The 19,911-nt window shown below is 64.7% G+C and carries 19 protein-coding genes; 10 read left to right on the top strand and 9 right to left on the bottom strand.

The window, feature by feature from the left end; translation table 11 throughout:
- On the bottom strand, positions 1–417 hold the full coding sequence (locus tag D6B98_RS29305) for a type II toxin-antitoxin system VapC family toxin (RefSeq protein ID WP_126260506.1): 417 nt from the start codon (positions 415–417) through the stop codon (positions 1–3).
- Complete coding sequence (locus D6B98_RS29300; RefSeq protein ID WP_126260505.1) at positions 417–668, bottom strand: type II toxin-antitoxin system prevent-host-death family antitoxin; 252 nt, start codon at positions 666–668, stop codon at positions 417–419. The genes D6B98_RS29305 and D6B98_RS29300 overlap by 1 nt, the downstream gene beginning before the upstream one ends.
- 291 nt (positions 669–959) lie before the next feature.
- On the opposite strand from D6B98_RS29300, the gene glpD reads away from it, so the two are divergent.
- From glpD to D6B98_RS29265, 7 genes are all read left to right on the top strand, one after another.
- Positions 960–2,510, top strand: a complete 1,551-nt coding sequence (gene glpD / locus D6B98_RS29295; RefSeq protein ID WP_126260504.1) for a glycerol-3-phosphate dehydrogenase — start codon at positions 960–962, stop codon at positions 2,508–2,510.
- A complete protein-coding gene (locus D6B98_RS29290; RefSeq protein ID WP_126260503.1) occupies positions 2,507–3,583 on the top strand; it encodes an ABC transporter ATP-binding protein in 1,077 nt (358 codons plus the stop codon). Before glpD ends, D6B98_RS29290 begins: the two co-directional genes overlap by 4 nt.
- 10 nt (positions 3,584–3,593) lie before the next feature.
- Positions 3,594–4,679 carry an ABC transporter ATP-binding protein gene (locus D6B98_RS29285; RefSeq protein ID WP_126260502.1) on the top strand — a complete coding sequence of 362 codons (1,086 nt, stop codon included), beginning with the start codon at positions 3,594–3,596 and terminating at the stop codon, positions 4,677–4,679.
- Complete coding sequence (locus tag D6B98_RS29280; RefSeq protein ID WP_126260501.1) at positions 4,679–5,653, top strand: carbohydrate ABC transporter permease; 975 nt, start codon at positions 4,679–4,681, stop codon at positions 5,651–5,653. Before D6B98_RS29285 ends, D6B98_RS29280 begins: the two co-directional genes overlap by 1 nt.
- Positions 5,653–6,459: a carbohydrate ABC transporter permease gene (locus tag D6B98_RS29275; protein WP_126260500.1), complete on the top strand. Its 807-nt coding sequence runs from the start codon at positions 5,653–5,655 to the stop codon at positions 6,457–6,459. The genes D6B98_RS29280 and D6B98_RS29275 overlap by 1 nt, the downstream gene beginning before the upstream one ends.
- Positions 6,460–6,472: 13 nt before the next feature.
- Positions 6,473–6,802, top strand: coding sequence for a DUF2160 domain-containing protein (locus D6B98_RS29270; RefSeq protein WP_126260499.1), 330 nt, complete (start codon positions 6,473–6,475; stop codon positions 6,800–6,802).
- Positions 6,803–6,932: 130 nt separating this feature from the next.
- Positions 6,933–8,675: an ABC transporter substrate-binding protein gene (locus D6B98_RS29265; RefSeq protein WP_164718948.1), complete on the top strand. Its 1,743-nt coding sequence runs from the start codon at positions 6,933–6,935 to the stop codon at positions 8,673–8,675.
- A 231-nt stretch (positions 8,676–8,906) separates the two neighbouring features.
- Here the strand turns inward: D6B98_RS29265 and D6B98_RS29260 are convergent, their stop codons facing one another.
- The 5 genes from D6B98_RS29260 to D6B98_RS29235 all read right to left on the bottom strand — a co-directional run bounded on the left by D6B98_RS29260 (position 8,907) and on the right by D6B98_RS29235 (position 15,620).
- On the bottom strand, positions 8,907–10,007 hold the full coding sequence (locus D6B98_RS29260; RefSeq protein ID WP_126260497.1) for an alkene reductase: 1,101 nt from the start codon (positions 10,005–10,007) through the stop codon (positions 8,907–8,909).
- A gap of 174 nt (positions 10,008–10,181) precedes the next feature.
- Positions 10,182–10,685 carry a DUF1993 domain-containing protein gene (locus D6B98_RS29255; RefSeq protein WP_126260496.1) on the bottom strand — a complete coding sequence of 168 codons (504 nt, stop codon included), beginning with the start codon at positions 10,683–10,685 and terminating at the stop codon, positions 10,182–10,184.
- A gap of 241 nt (positions 10,686–10,926) precedes the next feature.
- Positions 10,927–12,219 (bottom strand): lytic murein transglycosylase, encoded by a 1,293-nt coding sequence (locus D6B98_RS29245; protein WP_126260494.1) that lies wholly within the window; start codon positions 12,217–12,219, stop codon positions 10,927–10,929.
- Positions 12,220–12,339: 120 nt separating this feature from the next.
- Positions 12,340–14,280: a glycosyltransferase gene (locus D6B98_RS29240; protein ID WP_126260493.1), complete on the bottom strand. Its 1,941-nt coding sequence runs from the start codon at positions 14,278–14,280 to the stop codon at positions 12,340–12,342.
- On the bottom strand, positions 14,274–15,620 hold the full coding sequence (locus D6B98_RS29235; RefSeq protein WP_126260492.1) for an HlyD family secretion protein: 1,347 nt from the start codon (positions 15,618–15,620) through the stop codon (positions 14,274–14,276). Before D6B98_RS29235 ends, D6B98_RS29240 begins: the two co-directional genes overlap by 7 nt.
- A 286-nt stretch (positions 15,621–15,906) precedes the next feature.
- On the opposite strand from D6B98_RS29235, the gene htpX reads away from it, so the two are divergent.
- The 3 genes from htpX to D6B98_RS29220 all read left to right on the top strand — a co-directional run bounded on the left by htpX (position 15,907) and on the right by D6B98_RS29220 (position 18,235).
- Complete coding sequence (htpX, locus tag D6B98_RS29230) at positions 15,907–16,854, top strand: zinc metalloprotease HtpX (RefSeq protein WP_126260491.1); 948 nt, start codon at positions 15,907–15,909, stop codon at positions 16,852–16,854.
- Between the two features lie 135 nt (positions 16,855–16,989).
- Positions 16,990–17,631, top strand: coding sequence for a tetratricopeptide repeat protein (locus D6B98_RS29225; protein WP_205680531.1), 642 nt, complete (start codon positions 16,990–16,992; stop codon positions 17,629–17,631).
- Positions 17,632–17,842: 211 nt separating this feature from the next.
- Complete coding sequence (locus D6B98_RS29220; protein WP_126260489.1) at positions 17,843–18,235, top strand: DUF3551 domain-containing protein; 393 nt, start codon at positions 17,843–17,845, stop codon at positions 18,233–18,235.
- A 235-nt stretch (positions 18,236–18,470) separates the two neighbouring features.
- Here the strand turns inward: D6B98_RS29220 and D6B98_RS29215 are convergent, their stop codons facing one another.
- Entirely contained in the window at positions 18,471–18,818 is a 348-nt protein-coding gene (locus tag D6B98_RS29215) for a hypothetical protein (RefSeq protein WP_126260488.1), read from the bottom strand.
- Positions 18,819–18,983: 165 nt separating this feature from the next.
- Positions 18,984–19,784, bottom strand: coding sequence for a hypothetical protein (locus D6B98_RS29210; RefSeq protein ID WP_126260487.1), 801 nt, complete (start codon positions 19,782–19,784; stop codon positions 18,984–18,986).
- Between the last annotated feature and the right edge of the window lie 127 nt (positions 19,785–19,911).

Below are 19,911 nucleotides of genomic sequence, written 5' to 3'. Positions count from 1 at the left end.
TTACGGACTGCTCCATGGGTTAAGCAGTGCCACGCCAGTTGGTTCGAAATCCCCCACATTACGCGTGGCGACGGTCAGGCCGTGAACAAGCGCGGTTGCTGCAATAAGTGAATCGCGCTCAGCCCTCGGGTTGGGAACGTGCAATTGCGCGCAACGCTGCGCCACAGCCGTATCAATCGCCAGGATTCGCCCCTCGAAGTGGACCAGAATGTGATCGTCGATCCAGGCGCGCAGGACGGCACCTTGCGCCGCGTCCTTGCGCTGGATCAGTCGTGCGCCAAGTTCAATTTCAAGGATCGAGATGGCGGATATGAAGAAATTTGCCGCGGGCAGCGCATTGGCCCAAGCGAGGACCTTGCGATCGGCCTTGTCCGGCCGCCTCAGTTCGGAAATGACATTGGTGTCCAGCAGAAACATCAGTCGAGATCGGCGGGCCTGGAGATTCCGCCGGCGATGCGAGGTGGATCGAAATCGAACGCCGCATTCGCTTGTGCCAGAGCTTCGGCGAGGCTCATGTGCCCGCCGCTCAGGCGTAGATAGTCTTCGATTGTCAGCAGGACATGGGCCGGGCGGCCACGATCGGTGATGAAGACAGGCCCCTTCGACGCCGCCTTCTTGGCGCCGCTCGTATCCTGATTGAACTCTCGGCTGGTTAGGGTGGTCACCATCGTCAGCGTCTCATTGGTCGCAGCGCCACATCGCTCGTAAGCATATGTAGATATGTTGCTACATGCAAGCTCTTGGCATGGAGAGAGTGCGGGGAAACGGGTTCCGTGCGCCTCGATGGAGCCGGGTGCCTTAAAATCTGTCGGTTTTGCTGCCGATTTTTACGCCGTCATGCCGTGGAAAAATGTCTGCTTTCGCTTCCTTTCGCTTCTCTTTCATCTTGCTTTCGTTTTCCGGTATGATCTAATCAAAAGCGAAAGTAGCCGCTCGAAGGAACGGGCGGTCGCCGGGGGATGCGTCTGTTGGAGCGTATTTTCGATCTCGCCATCATTGGAGGCGGTGTTAACGGCTGCGGCATCGCGCGCGACGCGGTAGGCCGCGGCAATACCGTTTTCCTGTGCGAAATGAACGATTTGGCGAGCGGGACATCGTCCTGGTCGACCAAGCTTGTGCACGGCGGCCTGCGCTATCTCGAATATTACGAGTTTCGCCTGGTCCGGGAGGCGCTGATCGAGCGCGAGGTTCTCTGGGGCATCGCCCCCCACATCATCCGCCCGCTACGTTTCGTTCTGCCGCATCATGCCGGCCTGCGGCCGGCCTGGCTGCTGCGCCTCGGCCTCTTCCTCTACGACCACATTGGCGGCCGCCATCTGTTGCCGGCGACCCGCTCGGTCGATCTCGGGCGTGACGAGGTCGGCAAGCCGCTGATCCCGAATCGCTACAGCCGCGCCTTCGAATATTCGGATTGCTTCGTCGATGACGCCCGTCTCGTCGTGCTCAATGCGCGCGATGCTGCCGACAAGGGCGCCGAGATTCGCACCCGCACCCGCGCCACCGAGATCCGCCAGTCCGGCGGCCTCTGGACCGTCGGCATGGTCAACACGCTGACCGGCGAGCGCTCGCAGATCCAGGCCAAGGCGCTGATCAATGCCGGCGGCCCCTGGGTCGAGGACGTGCTCGGCCGCGGCGCCGGCGTCAACGCCAAGGCCAAGGTGCGCCTGGTGCAAGGCTCGCACATCGTTGTCAGGAAGCTCTACGACCACGACCGCGCCTACATGTTCCAGAATGCCGACGGCCGCATCATCTTCGTGATCCCCTATCAGGATGATTTCACGCTGATCGGCACCACAGACCGCGACTATGACGGCGATCCCGCCAAGGTGAAGGCGACGACCGAGGAGATTCAGTATCTCTGCACGGCGGCGAGCGAATATCTGGCCAAGCCGGTAAGGCCGGATGACGTGGTCTGGACCTATTCCGGCGTGCGCCCGCTCTATGACGACGGTGCCAGCGAAGCCAAGGCCGCGACGCGCGACTATGTGTTCGAGCTCGACACGCCCGGCGGGGTGCCGCTGCTGTCGATCTATGGCGGCAAGATCACGACCTATCGCCGCCTCGCCGAAGAGGCGCTGGAGCGGCTCGCGCCTTACTTGCGCAGCGCGAAGGCGCGCGAGGGCTGGACCGGCAAATGGCCGCTGCCCGGCGGTGACATGAACGTGTCCGATATCGACGGGCTGATCGCCGAGCTCCAGCGTGGCTATCCCTTCCTCAGCCACGAGCATGCGCGGCGGCTCGCGCGCGCCTATGGCACGATGGCCGTCAAGCTGCTCGGCGACGCGAAATCGGCGGCCGATCTCGGCCAGTCCTTTGGCGCGACGCTGACCGAGCGCGAGGTTCGCTACCTCATGGCCAATGAATGGGCCGTGACCGCCGAGGACGTGGTCTGGCGCCGTTCCAAGCTCGGCCTGCGACTATCTGCCGACGAGATCGCCGCGCTTGACGACTGGATCAGGACCCACGCCGTGCCGCAAAGTCCCCTGCTGGAAGCGGGAGGACGCTCATGACCGTGACACTCGACCGCGTGACCCGGACCGTCGATGGAATTCCCCACATCCGCGATGTCTCGCTGACGTTCGAGAGCGGCACGCTGAACGTGCTGCTCGGGCCGACGCTATCGGGCAAGACCTCGATCATGCGGTTGCTCGCCGGTCTCGACAAGCCGACCACGGGCAAGGTGGTGGTGAACGGCAAGGACGTCACCGGCGCCGACGTGCGTCAGCGTTCGGTCGCCATGGTCTACCAGCAGTTCATCAATTACCCCTCGCTCACGGTCTATGAGAACATCGCTTCGCCCCTGCGCGTGCAGGGCAAGCCCCGCAGCGAGATCGAGGCGCGGGTGGCGGAGGCCGCAAAGCTGCTGCGGCTCGAGCCGTTCCTGAAGCGCACCCCGCTGCAACTTTCCGGCGGCCAGCAGCAGCGCACCGCGATCGCGCGCGCCCTGGTCAAGGGCGCCGATCTCGTGCTGCTCGACGAACCGCTCGCCAATCTCGACTACAAGCTCCGCGAGGAGCTGCGCGCCGAGCTGCCGCGCATCTTCGAGGCCTCGGGTGCGATCTTCGTCTATGCCACCACCGAGCCGACCGAGGCGCTGCTGCTCGGCGGCAACACGGTCTGCATGTGGGAAGGCCAGGCGCTGCAGATGGGCGAGACGACCAGTGTCTATCGCCGGCCGCAGACGCTGCGCGTCGCGCAGGTGTTTTCCGATCCGCCGCTCAACCTCGTCGGCATCGAGAAGAAGAACGGCTCCGTGCAATATGCCGGCGGCACGGCTTCGCCGGCCTCCGGTCTCTATTCCGGCCTCGCCGACGGGGCCTATCGTGTCGGCTTCCGCGCGCATCAGCTGGCACTCGCCAATGGCGAGGCCGACCGCCATGCGTTCCACGCCACTGTCACGGTGACCGAGATCACCGGTTCGGAGAGTTTCGTGCATCTGACCCGCGACGGATCGAACTGGGTGGCGGTGCTGCATGGCGTGCACGAGTTCGAGCCCGGCCAGACGCTCGACGCCGTGCTCGATCCCAACGATGTCTTCGTGTTCGACGCGGCGGATCGCCTCGTCGCAGCACCGAGCTCCTGAGGAGTGCGCCATGGCCCGCATTGACCTCGTTGATCTCGCCCATTCCTACGCTGGCAACAACGCGCCGCAGGAGACTTTCGCGCTGAAGCCGGTGACGATGACCTGGCGGCAGGGCGGCGCCTATGCGCTGCTCGGGCCGAGCGGCTGCGGCAAGACCACGCTGCTCAACGTCATCTCCGGGATCATCACCCCGTCGCGGGGGAAAATCCTGTTCGACGGCAAGGACATCACACCGCTGTCAACCCAGAAGCGCAACATCGCCCAGGTGTTCCAGTTTCCGGTGATCTACGACACCATGACGGTGGGGCAGAACCTGGCGTTTCCGCTGAAGAATCGCGGCGTGCCGAAGGCCGAGATCGACAAGCGCGTGGCCGAGATCGGCCGCCTGCTCGACCTCGAGCCCTATCTGAACCGCAAGGCGACGCGGCTGACCGCCGACGCCAAGCAGAAGATCTCGCTCGGCCGCGGCCTTGTCCGTTCCGACGTCGCCGCCGTGCTGTTCGACGAGCCGCTGACGGTGATCGATCCTGAGCTGAAATGGCAGCTGCGCTCCAAGCTGAAGGCGCTGCATCGCGAGCTCGACCTCACCATGATCTACGTCACCCACGACCAGACCGAGGCGCTGACCTTTGCCGACACCGTCGTCGTCATGCATGACGGCCGCGTGGTGCAGAGCGGCACGCCGGCCGAGCTGTTCGACAAGCCGGCGCATACCTTCGTTGGCTATTTCATCGGCTCGCCCGGCATGAACATCCTGCCGGCCGAGGTGAGGGGACGCGAGGCCAGGGTCGGCGGCAACGTCATCGCGCTCAACCGCGCTTACGACAACCTGCCGGCCGGCGCGAAGATCGAGATCGGCGTCCGACCCGAATTCGTCGAGGTCGTCGCGCCAGCGCCCGGCCTGCTCACGGCGAAGATCGAGCGCCTCGACGATCTCGGCCGCATCCGTTTTGCGCGCGCGCGCTTCGGCGACGCCAAGCTCGCAGCGCGCGCGCCGGCGGGCTTCGCCAGTTCGGATGGCATGGCCGGACTGAAATTCGATCCGTCGCACGTCCACGTCTATGCCGACAGCCTTCTGGTGGAGGGAGCCGCCTGATGGACAAGACCATCAACCAAAAAGCCTGGTTCCTGGTGCTGCCGGTGTTCCTGGTGGTCGCCTTCTCGGCGGTGCTGCCGCTGATGACGGTGGTGAACTATTCGATGCAGGACACCTTCGGCAACAACCAGTTCTTCTGGAACGGCGTCGGCTGGTTCAAGGAATTGCTCGATCCCTCGACCGATCTCGGCGGCCGTTTTCTCGCCTCGCTCGGTCGCAACCTGTTCTTCTCGCTGGTGATCCTCGCGATCGAGGTGCCGCTCGGCATCGTCGTCGCGCTGTCGATGCCGCGCGAGGGCTGGACGGTTGCAGCCTGCCTGATCATCCTCGCGCTACCGCTGCTGATTCCCTGGAACGTGGTCGGCACGATCTGGCAGATTTTCGGCCGGCCCGACATCGGCCTGCTCGGCTATACCCTCAACGCCATCGGCATCGACTACAACTACGTCGCCAACGAGTTCGATGCCTGGGTCACCGTCATCGTGATGGACGTCTGGCACTGGACCAGTCTCGTCGCGCTGCTCTGCTACGCCGGCCTGAAGTCGATTCCCGAGGCCTATTACCAGGCCGCGCAGATCGACGGCGCCTCGCGCTGGGCCGTGTTCAAGGCGATCCAGCTGCCGAAGATGAATCGCGTGCTGCTGATCGCCGTTCTGCTCCGCTTCATGGACAGCTTTATGATCTACACAGAGCCGTTCGTCGTCACCGGCGGCGGACCCGGCAACTCGACGACCTTCGTGTCGATCGAGCTCGTCAAGATCGCACTCGGCCAGTTCGATCTCGGCAAGGCCGCCGCGCTGTCGCTGGTCTACAACCTCATCATCCTGATCGTCTGCTGGATCTTCTACACCGTCATGACCAATGCCGGTGTCGAACGGAAGGTTCAGGCGGAAAGTGAACCGGCGGCGGAGCCGAAGCCTGCGGCCGCGCTCAACACCGTGCCCGCGCTCAAGCCAAAGGAAGGAGTGGCCTGATGCATTCGATCCCCGGCCGCCGCCTCATCATGGGGCTGTTCCTGATCTTCCTGCTGCTGCCGATCTACTGGCTCGTCAACATGAGCTTCAAGACCAACAGCGAGATCGTTTCGACGATGACGCTGTGGCCGCACACCCCGACGCTGCAGCACTACAAGCGCATCTTCACCGACGAGAGCTGGTATTCCGGCTACATCAACTCGCTCCAATACGTCATCCTCAACACCGTCATCTCGATCTCGGTGGCGCTGCCCGCGGCCTACGCCTTCTCGCGCTACCGCTTCCTCGGCGACAAGCACCTGTTCTTCTGGCTCTTGTCGAACCGCATGGCGCCGGCCGCGGTTTATGCGCTGCCGTTCTTCAACCTTTATTCGGCGATCGGGCTGTTCGATACGCCGTGGGCCGTTGCGCTCGCGCACTGCATCTTCAACGTGCCGCTGGCGGTGTGGATCCTCGAAGGCTTCGTCTCCGGCGTGCCGCGCGAGATCGACGAAACCGCCTTCCTCGACGGCTATTCTTTCCCGCGCTTCTTCATCAAGATCCTGGTGCCGTTGATCGCGAGCGGCATCGGTGTCGCCGCCTTCTTCTGCTTCATGTTCTCCTGGGTCGAGCTCCTGCTCGCGCGCACGCTGACGTCGGTGCATGCCAAGCCGATCGCCGCGATCATGACGCGCACGGTGTCGGCGGCCGGCATGGATTGGGGCCTGCTCGCGGCCGCCGGCGTGCTCACCATCATTCCGGGTGCGCTGGTGATCTGGTTCGTCCGCAACTACATCGCGCGCGGCTTCGCGCTCGGCCGGGTCTGAGGGGGAGGCGAGGATGGAATCAATCGCATGGATGGCCTGGACGCTGCCGACTGCGATCTTCTTCGCCGCGCTCGCCTGCACGCTTGCGGTGATGACCTGGCTCGCCGCGGTCTATCCCGAGGCCGAGCGCGTCGGCGTGCTGCGCATCCCGACCACGCGCGGCGATCGCCTTTTCGTCTCGTTGATCGTGGCTGCCGTCATCCACCTCGTGTGGATCGGTCTCGTCGGTACTGATCCGCTCGCCACGCTGCCGATCGGCGAGGAGGGGTTTGAGATCTCGAGCCTGTGGCTCGCAAGTGGAATTTCGCTGGCCACGGCCGTGCTTATTTTTCGCACGGTCTGAAGCTGGCGAAGGGACGGCCAGATCCGGGGACAACCCGGACCTGTATAAAAGTTTGTCGCTGCAACGGAGGAACACCATGCGACAGTTTAGGAGAAGGAAAGGTCCATTGACCAAGAGCAGTTTTCTGACCATGTCGAGCGCTGCCGCGATTGTTGCGGTCTCGTTCGCCCTCTCGGCTCCGGTTCGCGCCGCCGACGAGGCCACGATCCAGAAGTGGATCGCCGAGTTCCAGCCCTCGACGCTGTCGAAGGAGGACCAGAAGAAGGAGCTGGAGTGGTTCGCCAAGGCCGCCGAGCCCTTCAAGGGCATGGAGATCAACGTCGTCTCCGAGACCATCACGACCCACGAATACGAGGCGCAGACGCTCGCCAAGGCGTTCTCCGAGCTGACCGGCATCAAGCTCAAGCACGACCTCATCCAGGAAGGTGACGTCGTCGAGAAGCTGCAGACCCAGATGCAGTCCGGGAAGAACGTCTATGACGGCTGGATCAACGATTCCGACCTGATCGGTACCCACTTCCGCTACGGCCAGACCATCGCGCTGTCGGACTACATGACCGGTGAGGGCAAGGACGTCACCGACCCCATGCTCGACGTCAACGACTTCATCGGCAAGTCGTTCGGCACCGGGCCGGACGGCAAGCTCTATCAGCTGCCCGACCAGCAGTTCGCCAACCTCTACTGGTTCCGCTACGACTGGTTCACTAACCCCGACTTCAAGGCCAAGTTCAAGGCCAAGTATGGCTACGAGCTCGGCGTGCCCGTGAACTGGTCCGCCTATGAGGACATCGCCGAGTTCTTCACCAACGACATCAAGGAGATCAACGGCGTCAAGGTCTATGGCCATATGGACTATGGCAAGAAAGACCCCTCGCTCGGCTGGCGCTTCACCGACGCCTGGCTGTCGATGGCCGGCAATGGCGACAAGGGCATTCCGAACGGTCTGCCGGTCGACGAATGGGGCATCCGCATGGAAGGCTGCCGCCCCGTCGGCTCCTCGGTCGAACGCGGCGGCGACACCAATGGACCGGCCGCGGTCTACTCGATCACCAAATACCTCGAGTGGATGAAGAAGTATGCTCCGCCGCAGGCCCAGGGCATGACGTTCTCCGAGTCCGGCCCCGTGCCGGCGCAGGGCAACATCGCCCAGCAGATGTTCTGGTACACCGCCTTCACCGCCGACATGGTGAAGCCGGGCATCGCCGTGATGAACGCGGACGGTACGCCGAAATGGCGTATGGCTCCGTCGCCGCACGGCTCGTACTGGAAGGAAGGCATGAAGCTCGGCTATCAGGACGCCGGATCGCTCACGCTGCTGAAGTCCACCCCGCCGGATCGTCGCAAGGCAGCGTGGCTGTATCTCCAGTTCATCGTCTCCAAGTCGGTGTCGCTGAAGAAGAGCCATGTCGGTCTCACCTTCGTCCGTGAATCCGACATCTGGGACAAGTCGTTCACGGAACGTGCGCCGAAGCTCGGCGGCCTGGTCGAGTTCTACCGCTCGCCCGCCCGCGTGCAGTGGACCCCGACCGGCAACAACGTGCCCGACTATCCGAAGCTCGCGCAGCTGTGGTGGCAGAACATCGGCGATGCGTCGTCCGGTGCGAAGACGCCGCAACAGGCGATGGATGCCCTCGCGGCCGCTCAGGACTCCGTCATGGAGCGCCTCGAGAAGTCCGGCGTGCAGGGCGCCTGCGGTCCGAAGCTGCACAAGAAGGAGAAGCCGGAATACTGGTTCGCGAAGGCCGAGAAGGACGGCACCATCGCGCCCCAGCGCAAGCTCGCCAACGAGAAGCCGAAGGGCGAGACGGTGGACTACGACACCCTGATCAAGTCGTGGCCGGCGCAGCCCCCGAAGCGCGCGGAAGCGAAGTAAACCTCGCGCAGAGCGCATCATCACGATGAAAGGCCGGGAGCGATCCCGGCCTTTTTGTTTTGTGCTTGTGGTGACGAGCTTGTGGGGACGCGCGTCCCACATACCCGGTGTCATTGCCCGCGAAGGCGGGCAATCCAGTATTCCAGAGGCGGTCGTGATTGAACGAGGGGCCGCGGCGTACTGGATGCCCCGCTTTCGCGGAGCATGACAGCGTCGTGGGTGGATGGTCCCTCACTCCGCCGGCTCGGCCGCCAGCGTCGGGTAGTCCGTGTAGCCCTTGGCGCCGCCGCCGTAGAAGGTGTTCTTGTCCCAGTCGTTCAGAGGCGCGCCCTGCTTCAGCCGTTCGACGAGGTCGGGGTTGGAGATGAACGGCTTGCCGAAGGCGATGAGATCGGCCGCGTTCGCGTCCAGCACCTTGGTGGCAAGCTCGAAATCATAGCCGTTGTTGGCGACGTAGGCGCCGGAGAAGCGCTTGCGCAAGGACGCATAGTCGAACGGCGCAATGTCGCGCGGCCCGCCGGTGGCGCCCTCGACGACGTGAAGATAGACCAGCTTGAGCGCGCTGAGCCCGTCGACGATGTGATCGAACAGCGGCTGCGGGTTGCTGTCGGAGATGTCGTTGGCCGGCGTCACTGGCGAGATGCGGATGCCGGTGCGGTCCGCGCCGGCCTCGGCGGCGACGGCCTTGGACACTTCCAGCATCAACCGCGCGCGGTTCTCGATCGAGCCGCCATAGGCATCGCTGCGCTTATTGGCGCCGTCCTTGGCGAACTGGTCGAGCAGGTAGCCATTGGCGCCGTGAATCTCGACGCCGTCGAAGCCCGCTTCGAGCGCATTCTTCGTGGCGCGCTTGAAATCGTCGATGATGCCTGGAATCTCGGAAAGCTCGAGTGCGCGCGGCTCGGAGACGTCGGCGAAGCCGCCGTTCACGAAGGTCTTGCCCTTGGCGCGGATCGCGCTCGGCGCCACCGGCGCTGCGCCACCTTCCTGCAGATCGACGTGCGAGATGCGGCCGACATGCCAGAGCTGGATGAAGATCTTGCCGCCGCGCTCATGCACCTTGTCGGTGACCTTGCGCCAGCCGGCGACCTGGTCCTTGCTGTAGATACCGGGAGTGTCCTGGTAGCCTTGCCCTTGTTGCGAAACCTGGCTTGCTTCGGTGATCAGAAGGCCGGCGGAGGCGCGCTGGCTGTAATATTCGGCGGCGAGCGCGCCGGGGACGAACGTGCCGGGAACGGCGCGGTTGCGCGTCAGCGGCGCCATCACGAAACGGTTCGCAAGCGTGATCGGGCCGAGCTTGTAGGTCTCAAACAATTTGGTCGAACGGCTCATTTGGGATGTTCCAGACAGTGAAAGGTCAGGAACACTTGTGCATCGCGGCATCATGCGCAAGAGACGAGCCATACGGAAAGTGCAGGCGAGCTACGCGGCAAGTCCCGCGTAGCATAATTCATGTGCAATTCCGGCCGCGGCAGCAGACTTCGACTGCCGCTTGCGATTGGCAAGTCAGCTCAAGCCCATGAAATCGCGCTTGCCGATCTCGACGCCGTTGTGACGCAGGATGCCGTGGGCGGTCGCGCAGTGGAAATAGAAGTTCGGCAGCGAGAACGCGCTGAGGAATTGCTGGCCCTTCAAGGTCGTGGTCTTGTCGGGGCCGGTCGGGAAGGTGACGTCCTTGGCATCGGCGCCCTCAAATTGCTCGGGCTTGAACGACTTCACGTAGTCGATCGTCCTCGCCAGCCGCTGCTTCAACTCCGCAAAGCTCGTCTCGGTGTCGGGCGTTGAGGGGACCTCGCTATGGGTCAGCCGGGCACAGCCCTTGGCGGCGAAATCGCTGACGAGCTGGACCTGCTTCGACAGCGGCAGCATGTCCGGAAAGAGGCGCGAGCCGAGCAGGACGCTGGGATCGATCTTCTTGGCCGCGCAATGCGCCTCGGCTTTGGTCAGCAGCCCGGTTACGCTGTTCAGCATTTGCAAATAGGCGGGGACGACCGCGTCGTAGAAGGACATGTGATGCTCGCTTGTGAATGGGAAATCTCAGGAGAAAACCTGAGCCACTCACATGGGAGCCTCGTGGAAAACTTCAATCGCGAAAGCGGCTTGTGCGATGCGAAAGTTCTCTACGGCGTCATCCTCGCTGTCATCGCCCGGCTTGACCGGGCGATCCAGTACGCCGAGACAGTTTTGGTTGAACCGATAGGCCGCGGCGTACTGGATGCCCCGGTCAAGCCGGGGCATGACAGAGGAGGGTTTAGCGGATCGTCGCCTGGGGCGCCTGCGCCGTGCTGCCGCGCATGCGGGCGAGCAGCTCGGCGGTCGGCCAGGAATCGGCCGGCAGGCCGTACTTGATCTGCATCGCCTTCACGGCAGTGCGGCTCTGCTGGCCGAGCACGCCGTCGACCTTGCCGACATTGTATCCGGCACGCACCAGCAGTTGCTGCAATTCCTTCAGCTCGTTGAACGGCAGCTGCGCGACCGGCGTGGAGGGCTTGCGCATCGGCGCGGCGCCGGCGATGCGCGAGGCGAGATAGCCGGCGGTGGTCGAATAGATCAGCGAGTTGTTCCATTCGGTGTAGGCCGCGAAATTCGGATAGGCGAGGAAGGCGGGACCAAAGCGGCCCATCGGCAGCAGCACGGAAGCCGCAAGATTGTCATTCGGCAGCGGCCGTCCGTCGGGATAGGTCACCCCCAGCTGCGCCCAGGTCGAGCGCGGCTCCCGCACCGTGAGATCGGTCTTCTCCCACGGCAGGTTTGGCGGCACCCTGATCTCCTCCAGCCACGGCTCGCCGCGCCGCCACTTCAAGCCGTTGGCGATGTAGTTCGCGGTCGAACCGATCACGTCGGCTGGCGACCGCAACAGATCGCGTCGACCGTCGCCATCATAGTCGACGGCGTAGTTGACGTAATGCACGGGCAGGAACTGGGTCTGCCCGAGCTCGCCGGCCCAGGAGCCGATCATCTCGTCGGGATGCAGATCGCCGCGGTCGATGATCTTCAGTGCGGCGATGGTCTCGCCCACGAACATCTCGGAGCGGCGGCAGTCATAGGCGAGCGACACCAGCGATTTCAGCGTCGGCAGATTGCCCATGTTGGCGCCGAAGTCGCTCTCCAGCCCCCAGAACGCGGCGATTACCGCCGGCGGCACGCCATATTCCTTCTCCGCGCGCGCGAACGCAGGCGCGTATTGCTTGGTGTGCTGCTGGCCGTTCTGCATGCGATAGGGCGCGGCCATGCGGCCGGCGAATTCGGTGAAGAGCTGGCCGAACACGCGCTGGCCGCGGTCGCGGTTGACGATGCCCTGGTCGTAGACGAGGTAGGGCGAAGCTTCCGCGATCGTCCGCTGCGACACGCCGGCCGCCACCGCCTGTTGCTTCACCTCGGCCAGGAAGCGATCGAAGCTCGCGCCATTGTGGCACGAGGCGGCGCGCGGCGAGGGGGCCTTGGGCGCTGCGGGCCTGGCGGGAGGTGGAAGCATCTGGGCGGAAGCGGTGGCGGTGCACGCGACAAGCGTGACGGCCGCGATCAGAAATCGGGTCTGGACCATGGGAGTTCCGGCGGGGAAAGGACGGGCGTGGATTCGCCCGAAGTTTAGGTGAAGTGACGGCCTCAAGCCATCCTTTCGATGCTCCGCCAGCAGAGGGAATGCGGGTGATGCTGCATCGGCCTAGCCGAACAGCCGCATCAGCAGCGCTTTCCCGACCGGGAGCGCCCTCACTCCCTGAAAGGCGCGAACATACTCGCCGGCATAGAATGCCCTGATCGCGTGCACGCGCGTGTCCATGCCTTCCTCGAACCGCACGGCGAATCCGTCCGCGGTCCGCCGCACCACGATGGCCGCGATCGGGCGGCCGTAGATCCGGCATTCGATTGTGCTGCCCGGCGCCGGCGGATCGGGGTCGATCAGGCGCGCGCCCGTGATGGAGATGTCGGCGAGCCGCGCGAGATGCGACCTGCCGTCGTGGCGCAGCAGGACGGTCTCATTGCGGCTGAACCGCTCCGCCTTTCGCTTGCGCGGCTGCTCGATGCAGACGAAGCAGACCACGGTGAGGATGACCGCGTTGTAGAGGCTCCAGGCCAGGGCCAGTCCGCCATAGGCGATGTTCTCGCCGCGCAGGTGCAGGATGAAGGCATAGGCGATGGCTGCGAGCGTGATGACGAGCGCGCCGCCATAGAGCCGCAGCAGGGGCCATTCGACGAATCGCCTGTTGCGGTCGCCGCCTTTCGCGGTGACCTTGAACTTGTGTCCTGTCGGATTCAACAGGCCGGCCGCCACCGCCTGGAGCACCGCAGGCGCCGCGATGAGCTGCGAGACGTCCGTCATCATCGCGAGCGAGCGGCCGCGCGACAGCCAGGCCATGCTGAGACTATGCCAGACATAGAAGGGCAGAAAGAAGCGCAACAGCTCGGTGAGGTCGGCCTGAACCGCCTTGATGCCGAACAGCAGGAACAACCAGGGCACGACGAGGCCCGCCACCTTCGACGCGTACACCGCCGACCAGCTCATGAAGGCGTCGGTCAGCGAGAGCCGGTCGATGAAGGACAGCTTCGAGTCTCGCGACAACGGTCCGCTGCGACCGCGCACGATCTGCATCAAGCCGAGGCACCAGCGGGCGCGCTGGGTGATGTATTCCTTCAGCCCCTCCGGCGCGAGCCCGATCGTCAGGCGCTCGTTGAGATAGATCGTGTTGAGGCCGCATTCCTTGAGGCGCAGCGTGACCAGGTAGTCCTCGGTCACCGAGTCGGTCGGAAATCCGCCGATCTGCATCAGCCCGGCATAGCGAATGAGAGACGAGGTGCCGCAGCAAAACGCGACGCCCCAGGCGTCCTTGGCCGGCAGCAGGATGTCGAAGAAGAAGCGCTGCTCGTCGGGCCAGACATCGGTCGCGGCAAGGTTTGTCTGGATCGGATCTGGATTGATGAAGTGCTGCGGCGTCTGCACCACGCCGATCGACTCGTCGTCCATGAGCGAGGTGGTACGCGCAAGGAAATCGGGCCGCGGCACGAAGTCCGCATCGAGAATGGCGACGAATTCCGGCCGCTCCGACAGCGCGCCGACATGCCTGAGTGCATGGTTGATGTTGCCGGCCTTGGCGTGGAGGTTGTCGGGCCGCGTGAGATAATGGCAGCCGAGCTCGCCCGAAAGGCGCCGCAGCCAGGGCCGCCGTCCGTCGTCCAGGACCCAGACGCGGTAGTGGCCGTAGGCCATGCCGGTCGCGCCGATGATGGTGCGCTCCAGAATCGACCGTTCCTCGTTGTAGGTGCAGATGAAGACGTCGATCAACGGCGCACGCGGATCGGTGGCACGGCCGTCGACTCTCGCTGCGCCGGTGCGGTCGAGCGTCCGGCTCAGGAACAGCAGCGACAACGCGACCCCGACGAGCGAGGCCGCTTCCAGCAGCAGGAACGGGTAGCCGACCATGGCATCGAGGGTCAGCTGCGGCGGCGGGAGCGTCGACGTGACACGCCAATAGAGATAACGCAGCAGCAGGGCCACCGACATGATGGTCAGGAACGAGCGCGCCATCGTGCTGTCGCGCCTGAGCAGCGGCACGATCGCCATGAAGGCGCCGAGCGCTATCAGGCCGGGCGTCAGCGCCATCACCACGGCGCTGTCTCGTGCCGGGCAAATACGACGCGGCCGGTGCGTCCCACGGTGCAGGCGCGGGCCGCGGCATCGCGCGATGCCACGGTCACCCGATAGGGCTCCTTGCTCAGCGCATCCGGATTGATGGCGAGATTGGCGGGTGCGCCGGCGGCGCCTGTCAGATTGACCACGGTCCCGGAGATCGGCTTGCCGCCGTCATTCGGCTCGAAGGTCGCGCGATCGCCGAGCTGCAGGCGGTTGTAGACGGCCTCGGTGACGTTGGCGGTGATGACGGTGCCGCTGCAATCGAGCACCTTGAGCAGGGGCTGGCCGGCCTGTACGTCCTCGCCGGGCGAGGTCATCATCTCCCAGACGCGCCCCGCGACGGGTGTCGTGATGTTGGCTTCGGACAGATCGGCGAAGCGGACCTCCTCGACGATGATCTCGTTGGCAAGCCAGGCGATGTCGGTGTCGGTGCGGGCGAGATCGGCTTCGAGGTCGCCGGCGCGCTGACGCATCTCCTCTTCGCGCTGCACCGAACTCGGCCGGTCGTTATAGCTGTCGCCGAGGAACGAGCCGTTCTGCGCCGCGGCGAGCTCGACCCTGGCGGCATCCAGCCGCTTGCGCGCGCCGAGCTCGGTCTGCTGCGACACGGAGAGCTCGCGCGTCAGCCGTGACAGCTCGACGGTCGAGACATTGCCGGATTTGGCCAGCGACGAGGCCCGTTCGACGGCGGCGCTGGCCTCCTCGCGCCGCGCCGCCGCCGCCTCGATCGAGGTCTGGATCTCGGCGATGCGGGCCTCGAGCTGGAGCACGCGTCCGTCGCGGAATTGCGCAGCCTGCCGCGCCAGGTCTTTTTGCGCGGCCTGCGCCGAGACAAGCTTGGCGGCAAGACTCGGCCGCTCGTTCTCCAGGCGCGATTTCTGCCGCCGGAGATTGTCGAGCAGGGTGCGATCGCCGCGCGAGTTGACGACGCGCAGGACGACGGTTCCGGCATCCAACTCGGTCTGGTCGGTGAGGCGCTGGGCGGCCGCGACGCGCCCACCGATGGGTGTGCGCAAGGTGACGAGGCGGGAATTCAGCACCGCCTCGACGCTCGAATTCTCCCAGATCGCGCGCAGCGGCAGCCAGCCGAACACGGCGACGATGGCGAGCCCGATGGCGATCTTGGCACCGCGCCGCAGATACGACCAGCGACGTCCGGATTCCGGCGCCGTCTGCCCGTCCGGCGCATGGCTGGGCTCGTCATTGGCGAACAGCTGCTCGTGCAACGCCTCCTGCAAGCCTTTCGCATCAGCCGTCTGGCCAAGGGAGGGGGCAGGTGCGGGATCGACGGAGGCGGCGCGCGAGCGGTCCATCATAATGGTCACCTTGCGGACGGAATGCCGACGAGAGGGGGTCAATGCGCCGGAACCGTGCTGCGTGCCGGGGTACTATGGCTCAATCCGAAATTGCGCTTTCCAGGTTGCTAAGCTTCCGCGCATGTTTTCGCGCAAATCCCCGTCAAGCTTTAGCGAGGGCCGAAAGACTGGCCCTTCGCCAGAGGTGTGCGGCGGGGCGACGCACGAACCTTGCGGTCTCCCACCGCATTCATACCTCGTGGACGCCGGCCGGAGGTTCGCCCGCGGCCGGTCTCGGGAGACGGCCATGAACTATTTTCGTACCGCAATGCTGCTCGCAGGCCTGACCGCCCTGTTCATGGGCGTGGGCTATCTGATCGGCGGCGCCTCGGGCGCCATGATCGCGCTCGTCATTGCCGCCGCGACCAATCTCTTCACCTATTGGAACTCCGACCGCATGGTGCTCTCGATGTACGGCGCCCATGAGGTCGACCGTTCGAGCGCGCCGGAGCTGGTCGGGCTCGTCGCCGAGCTTGCCGGCCGTGCGGGCCTGCCGATGCCGCGGGTCTTCCTGATGGATGAGCCGCAGCCCAACGCGTTTGCGACCGGCCGCAACCCGGAAAATGCCGCGGTCGCCGTTACCACCGGCCTGATGCGCCAGCTCAGCCGCGAGGAGCTCGCCGGCGTGATCGCGCACGAGCTCGCCCATATCAAGAATCACGACACGCTGCTGATGACGATCACCGCGACCATCGCCGGCGCGATCTCGATGCTGGCGCAGTTCGGCATGTTCTTCGGCGGCAATCGCGACAACAACAATGGTCTCGGCGTCGTCGGCTCGATCCTGATGATGATCCTGGCCCCGCTCGGCGCCATGCTGGTGCAGATGGCGATCAGCCGCACGCGTGAATACGCCGCGGACAATCTCGGCGCGCGCATCGCGGGACAACCGATGTGGCTGGCCTCCGCGCTGGTGAAGATCGAGGGCGCCGCGCACCAGGTCCCGAACTACGAGGCCGAGCGGAACCCCGCGACCGCGCACATGTTCATCATCAATCCGCTGTCGGGCCATGGCGTGGACAATCTGTTCGCCACCCATCCGTCGACGCAGAACCGCATCGCCGCGCTTCAGCAGCTGGCGGCCGAGCTTGGCACGCGGGCCGCGCCGTCGGTCGGCGCCAACGAGAATTATCCCGCTCGCAGCCCGTGGGGGCGCTCATCCCCGCGCCGCCCTTCTCCTGGTCCTTGGGGCTGACGGAACCGGCCAGAATTCGAGACCGGCTTTGTGACCTGGCGCACACAGGATCGCCAGAGCCGGTGCTAACACGCACGGATGATGCTTTCTTCGAAAGGGGATGCGTGGCCGGCCCAGTGTCGGCCGCCGTCGAAGATGACCAGAACTGCCGTGCCATTGCTGATCGTCCTGGCTGTGCTCGTCGGACTGTCCACGCACATGGTCGTCAATTGCGGTGACGAGGACGATCCCGACATCTGCTCGGCCGTGATCGGCTTCTCGCCGCTGCGCGGCTCGCTGATCGCCTTTGCCTATGAAGGGCGCGGACGGATCGCGCTGCGCCGTGGCGACTTCAGGCGGGCGATCGCCGATTTCAACGAAGCCCTTCACCTCAATCCCAACCGCGCTGCGCTCTATCGCGACCGTGCGCTCGCGCGCCGCCTGAACGGCGACTTCGAGCTCGCCATCGCCGATTATGACGAGGCGATCGCGCATGATCCCAAGGTCGCTGCGCCCTATCACCAGCGCGGTCTCGCGCTCGCCGCCACCGGCGATCTCGATCGCGCCATCCTGAGCTACAACACGGCGGTCCGCCTCGATCCCAGGGATGCCGAGGCCCGTCTCGACCGTGGCCTGGCGTTCCTCGCCCGTGGCCAGGCCGATGACGCGCGCGCCGATTTCGAGGCGGCGCTGGCGCTGCCCCCCGGGAAGGACAGTCGCGCGCGCGAAGCCGCGCGCGCCAAGCTCGCCGAACTCGCGAGCGCCGAGCCGGCACCGATTGCCGCGTCGAGAAGGTGACGGGTCTGGAGCAGCGGTCGCCGCCCGCACCTTCCCGCTCCGTGTCTGAGAGAGGTGGCTCGCCGTAGAATTGTGACTGATACGGCCGCCGATCAATAATGTCGCGGCCAACTCACGGCGCGCTTTCGAACCAATCTCCCGGAATTGATTTGGATCAACGCCGACCGCGGCCAGAGTGCACCGGTGTCGTGCGGACTAGGAGGAGGTTCCAATGCGGAAATGGGCTTTAACGATCTTGACCTTGAGTCTCGCCCTGACAGCGGGGCACGCCCGGGCCCAAAGATACGACCCGGCTTTTCCGGTTTGCCTGAACGTCGTTTCTTACGGAACGACCCCATACTACCGATGCAACTACATGACGATGGACCAATGCAGGGCGTCGGCGAACGGTCAGATGTGCGTCCTCAATCCCTACTACGTTAGTGCGGCGGCCAGAGGAAACAAACGGCGTCAGCACCGTCAAACCTTCGTGCCACCACGGCCGCCGGTCCACTACCGGGCCTCACCGTACAATCAGTTCTATGAACCGTACTATGGAGCGTCCCAAGGCTACGCGCCGGGCGAGAAACAACGGTTTCTCGAAAGTGTGAGGCGCTACATGTGACGGATGAGGAATCGACCACGTATTAGCGCACGTGTGCCAGCCCCGGGGGATGGGGCCGCCGCTTCGCACGTCTTGGCCGACCCTATCGCACTTCGAGAGCACGTCGTCCGGATGGCAAGATCGTACGCGAACATTGCTGCGGTGGAGGCCCGCGAGCCGATTACGCCGGAGATGACCCGACAAACCGGACGAGTTCTTCCGGACGACGAGCAGCGGGAGCCGGGACGAGCAACGGCTACTTCGTCTTCTTCGCTTTGGCTTTCTTCGCGGCCTTCTTCTCCGGCTTTTCCTTCGCCGTTTTCGCCACCTTCACCGCAACCGGCGTGCTGGCGGCAATCCGCATCGACCGCGCGTAGCTGTCGGCGACGTTGTCGGCGGACATCTGGAGGCGCTTGGCGGCGGCGGTGGCCTGCTCAAGGGTGGCCTTGGCCATCATCTTGAAGCGGTCGGCGGTCTCCTTGCTCTTGGCCTTGGCCGCCAGGCCGTTGAAGCGATCCCGCCGCTCCTTGGCGCGGGTCATCAGGCCCGTATGCAGCTGTCTGGCCAGTTGCCGGATCACGACATCCAGGTCGGCGTCCGCCATGTTCTCTTATCCCCTTCGAAAAAACGCTATCGATGCGGGCCGGACTATGCAGATCGGACCCCGCCTTGGCAATTCCCGGCTGTACGTCATCCGCAGCTTCCAGCGGGCCAAAACTGAAAAAGCCGCGCATGTCGCGCGGCTCTTTGAACGTCTCGGCGAGGCGCCTCACTTCAGCGAGGCAACCGGACCGTTCGCCGCCGCCGGCTCGGGGTCGAATCCGAACACGCCGACCAGGTATTTGTAATAGTCCGGCATCTTCTCCTTGAGCGTCTCGCGCGACTTCGGGTCGTGGAATTCGCTCTTTCCGGCCAGGAAGATGCTGGCGGTCACCGCAAAGAACTCCATGGGATTCTTCATCGCATAGCTGTCCTTGGGCAACAGATCCTTGGACTTGGCAAGGGCGTAATAGGCGATCACGCCCTTGTTGGCATAGCCGTCCGGCAGCAGCCGCGCATGATAGGCGTGCAGCAGCTCGTGCAGCAGCACGGCCTCCTTTTCGTAGCGCATCATGTCCGGGCGCAGCATGATCACGCCGAGCCCCGAATCGACCGCGAGGTCGACGGCGTTCGGATTGGTCCAGCGCTGCTTGTCCGGATCCCACACCGTGAGGGTTCGCGGCGCGGTGCGGCGGATGTCCGGCGTGACCCGGCCGTAGCACGCGGTCGCGGCGCCTTCGTCGAGGCAGGCCAGCTCGCTCGCGACGATCGGCACGGTATGGAAGAAGCGCAACACGCGCGGCGACAGGCCGGCGCCTTCGACGAGGTCGATCTGCTGCTTCAGATTGTCGGTGAGCTTGTCGACGTCCTTGCGCTCGGAATTCTCCGAGAGGTCGAACATGTAGCCGCGATAGCTCTGGAAGCCCGGCGGCAGCGGCTGCGCCGCGTCGGCATCGAGCGATCCGGCACCGGATGGACTGGCGAAGAGCGCGCCGACGATGGTTGCGGTCAGCAGCAACGCAATGCGCATGATGAAAACCCCCTGATGTCACTTCGCCCGGCAGAATAGGCCACCGTTGTTTGCGAAAAGTGAGTGGGGCAAGACTAAGGCGCCGACGTTGAGGCGTGCTTAACCGCTGGTTGCAGATCGTGCGCGC

It is taken from the genome of Bradyrhizobium sp. LVM 105 (assembly GCF_003957705.1).
Classification (GTDB): domain Bacteria; phylum Pseudomonadota; class Alphaproteobacteria; order Rhizobiales; family Xanthobacteraceae; genus Bradyrhizobium; species Bradyrhizobium frederickii.
This window is presented reverse-complemented; position numbering and strand designations above follow the sequence as displayed.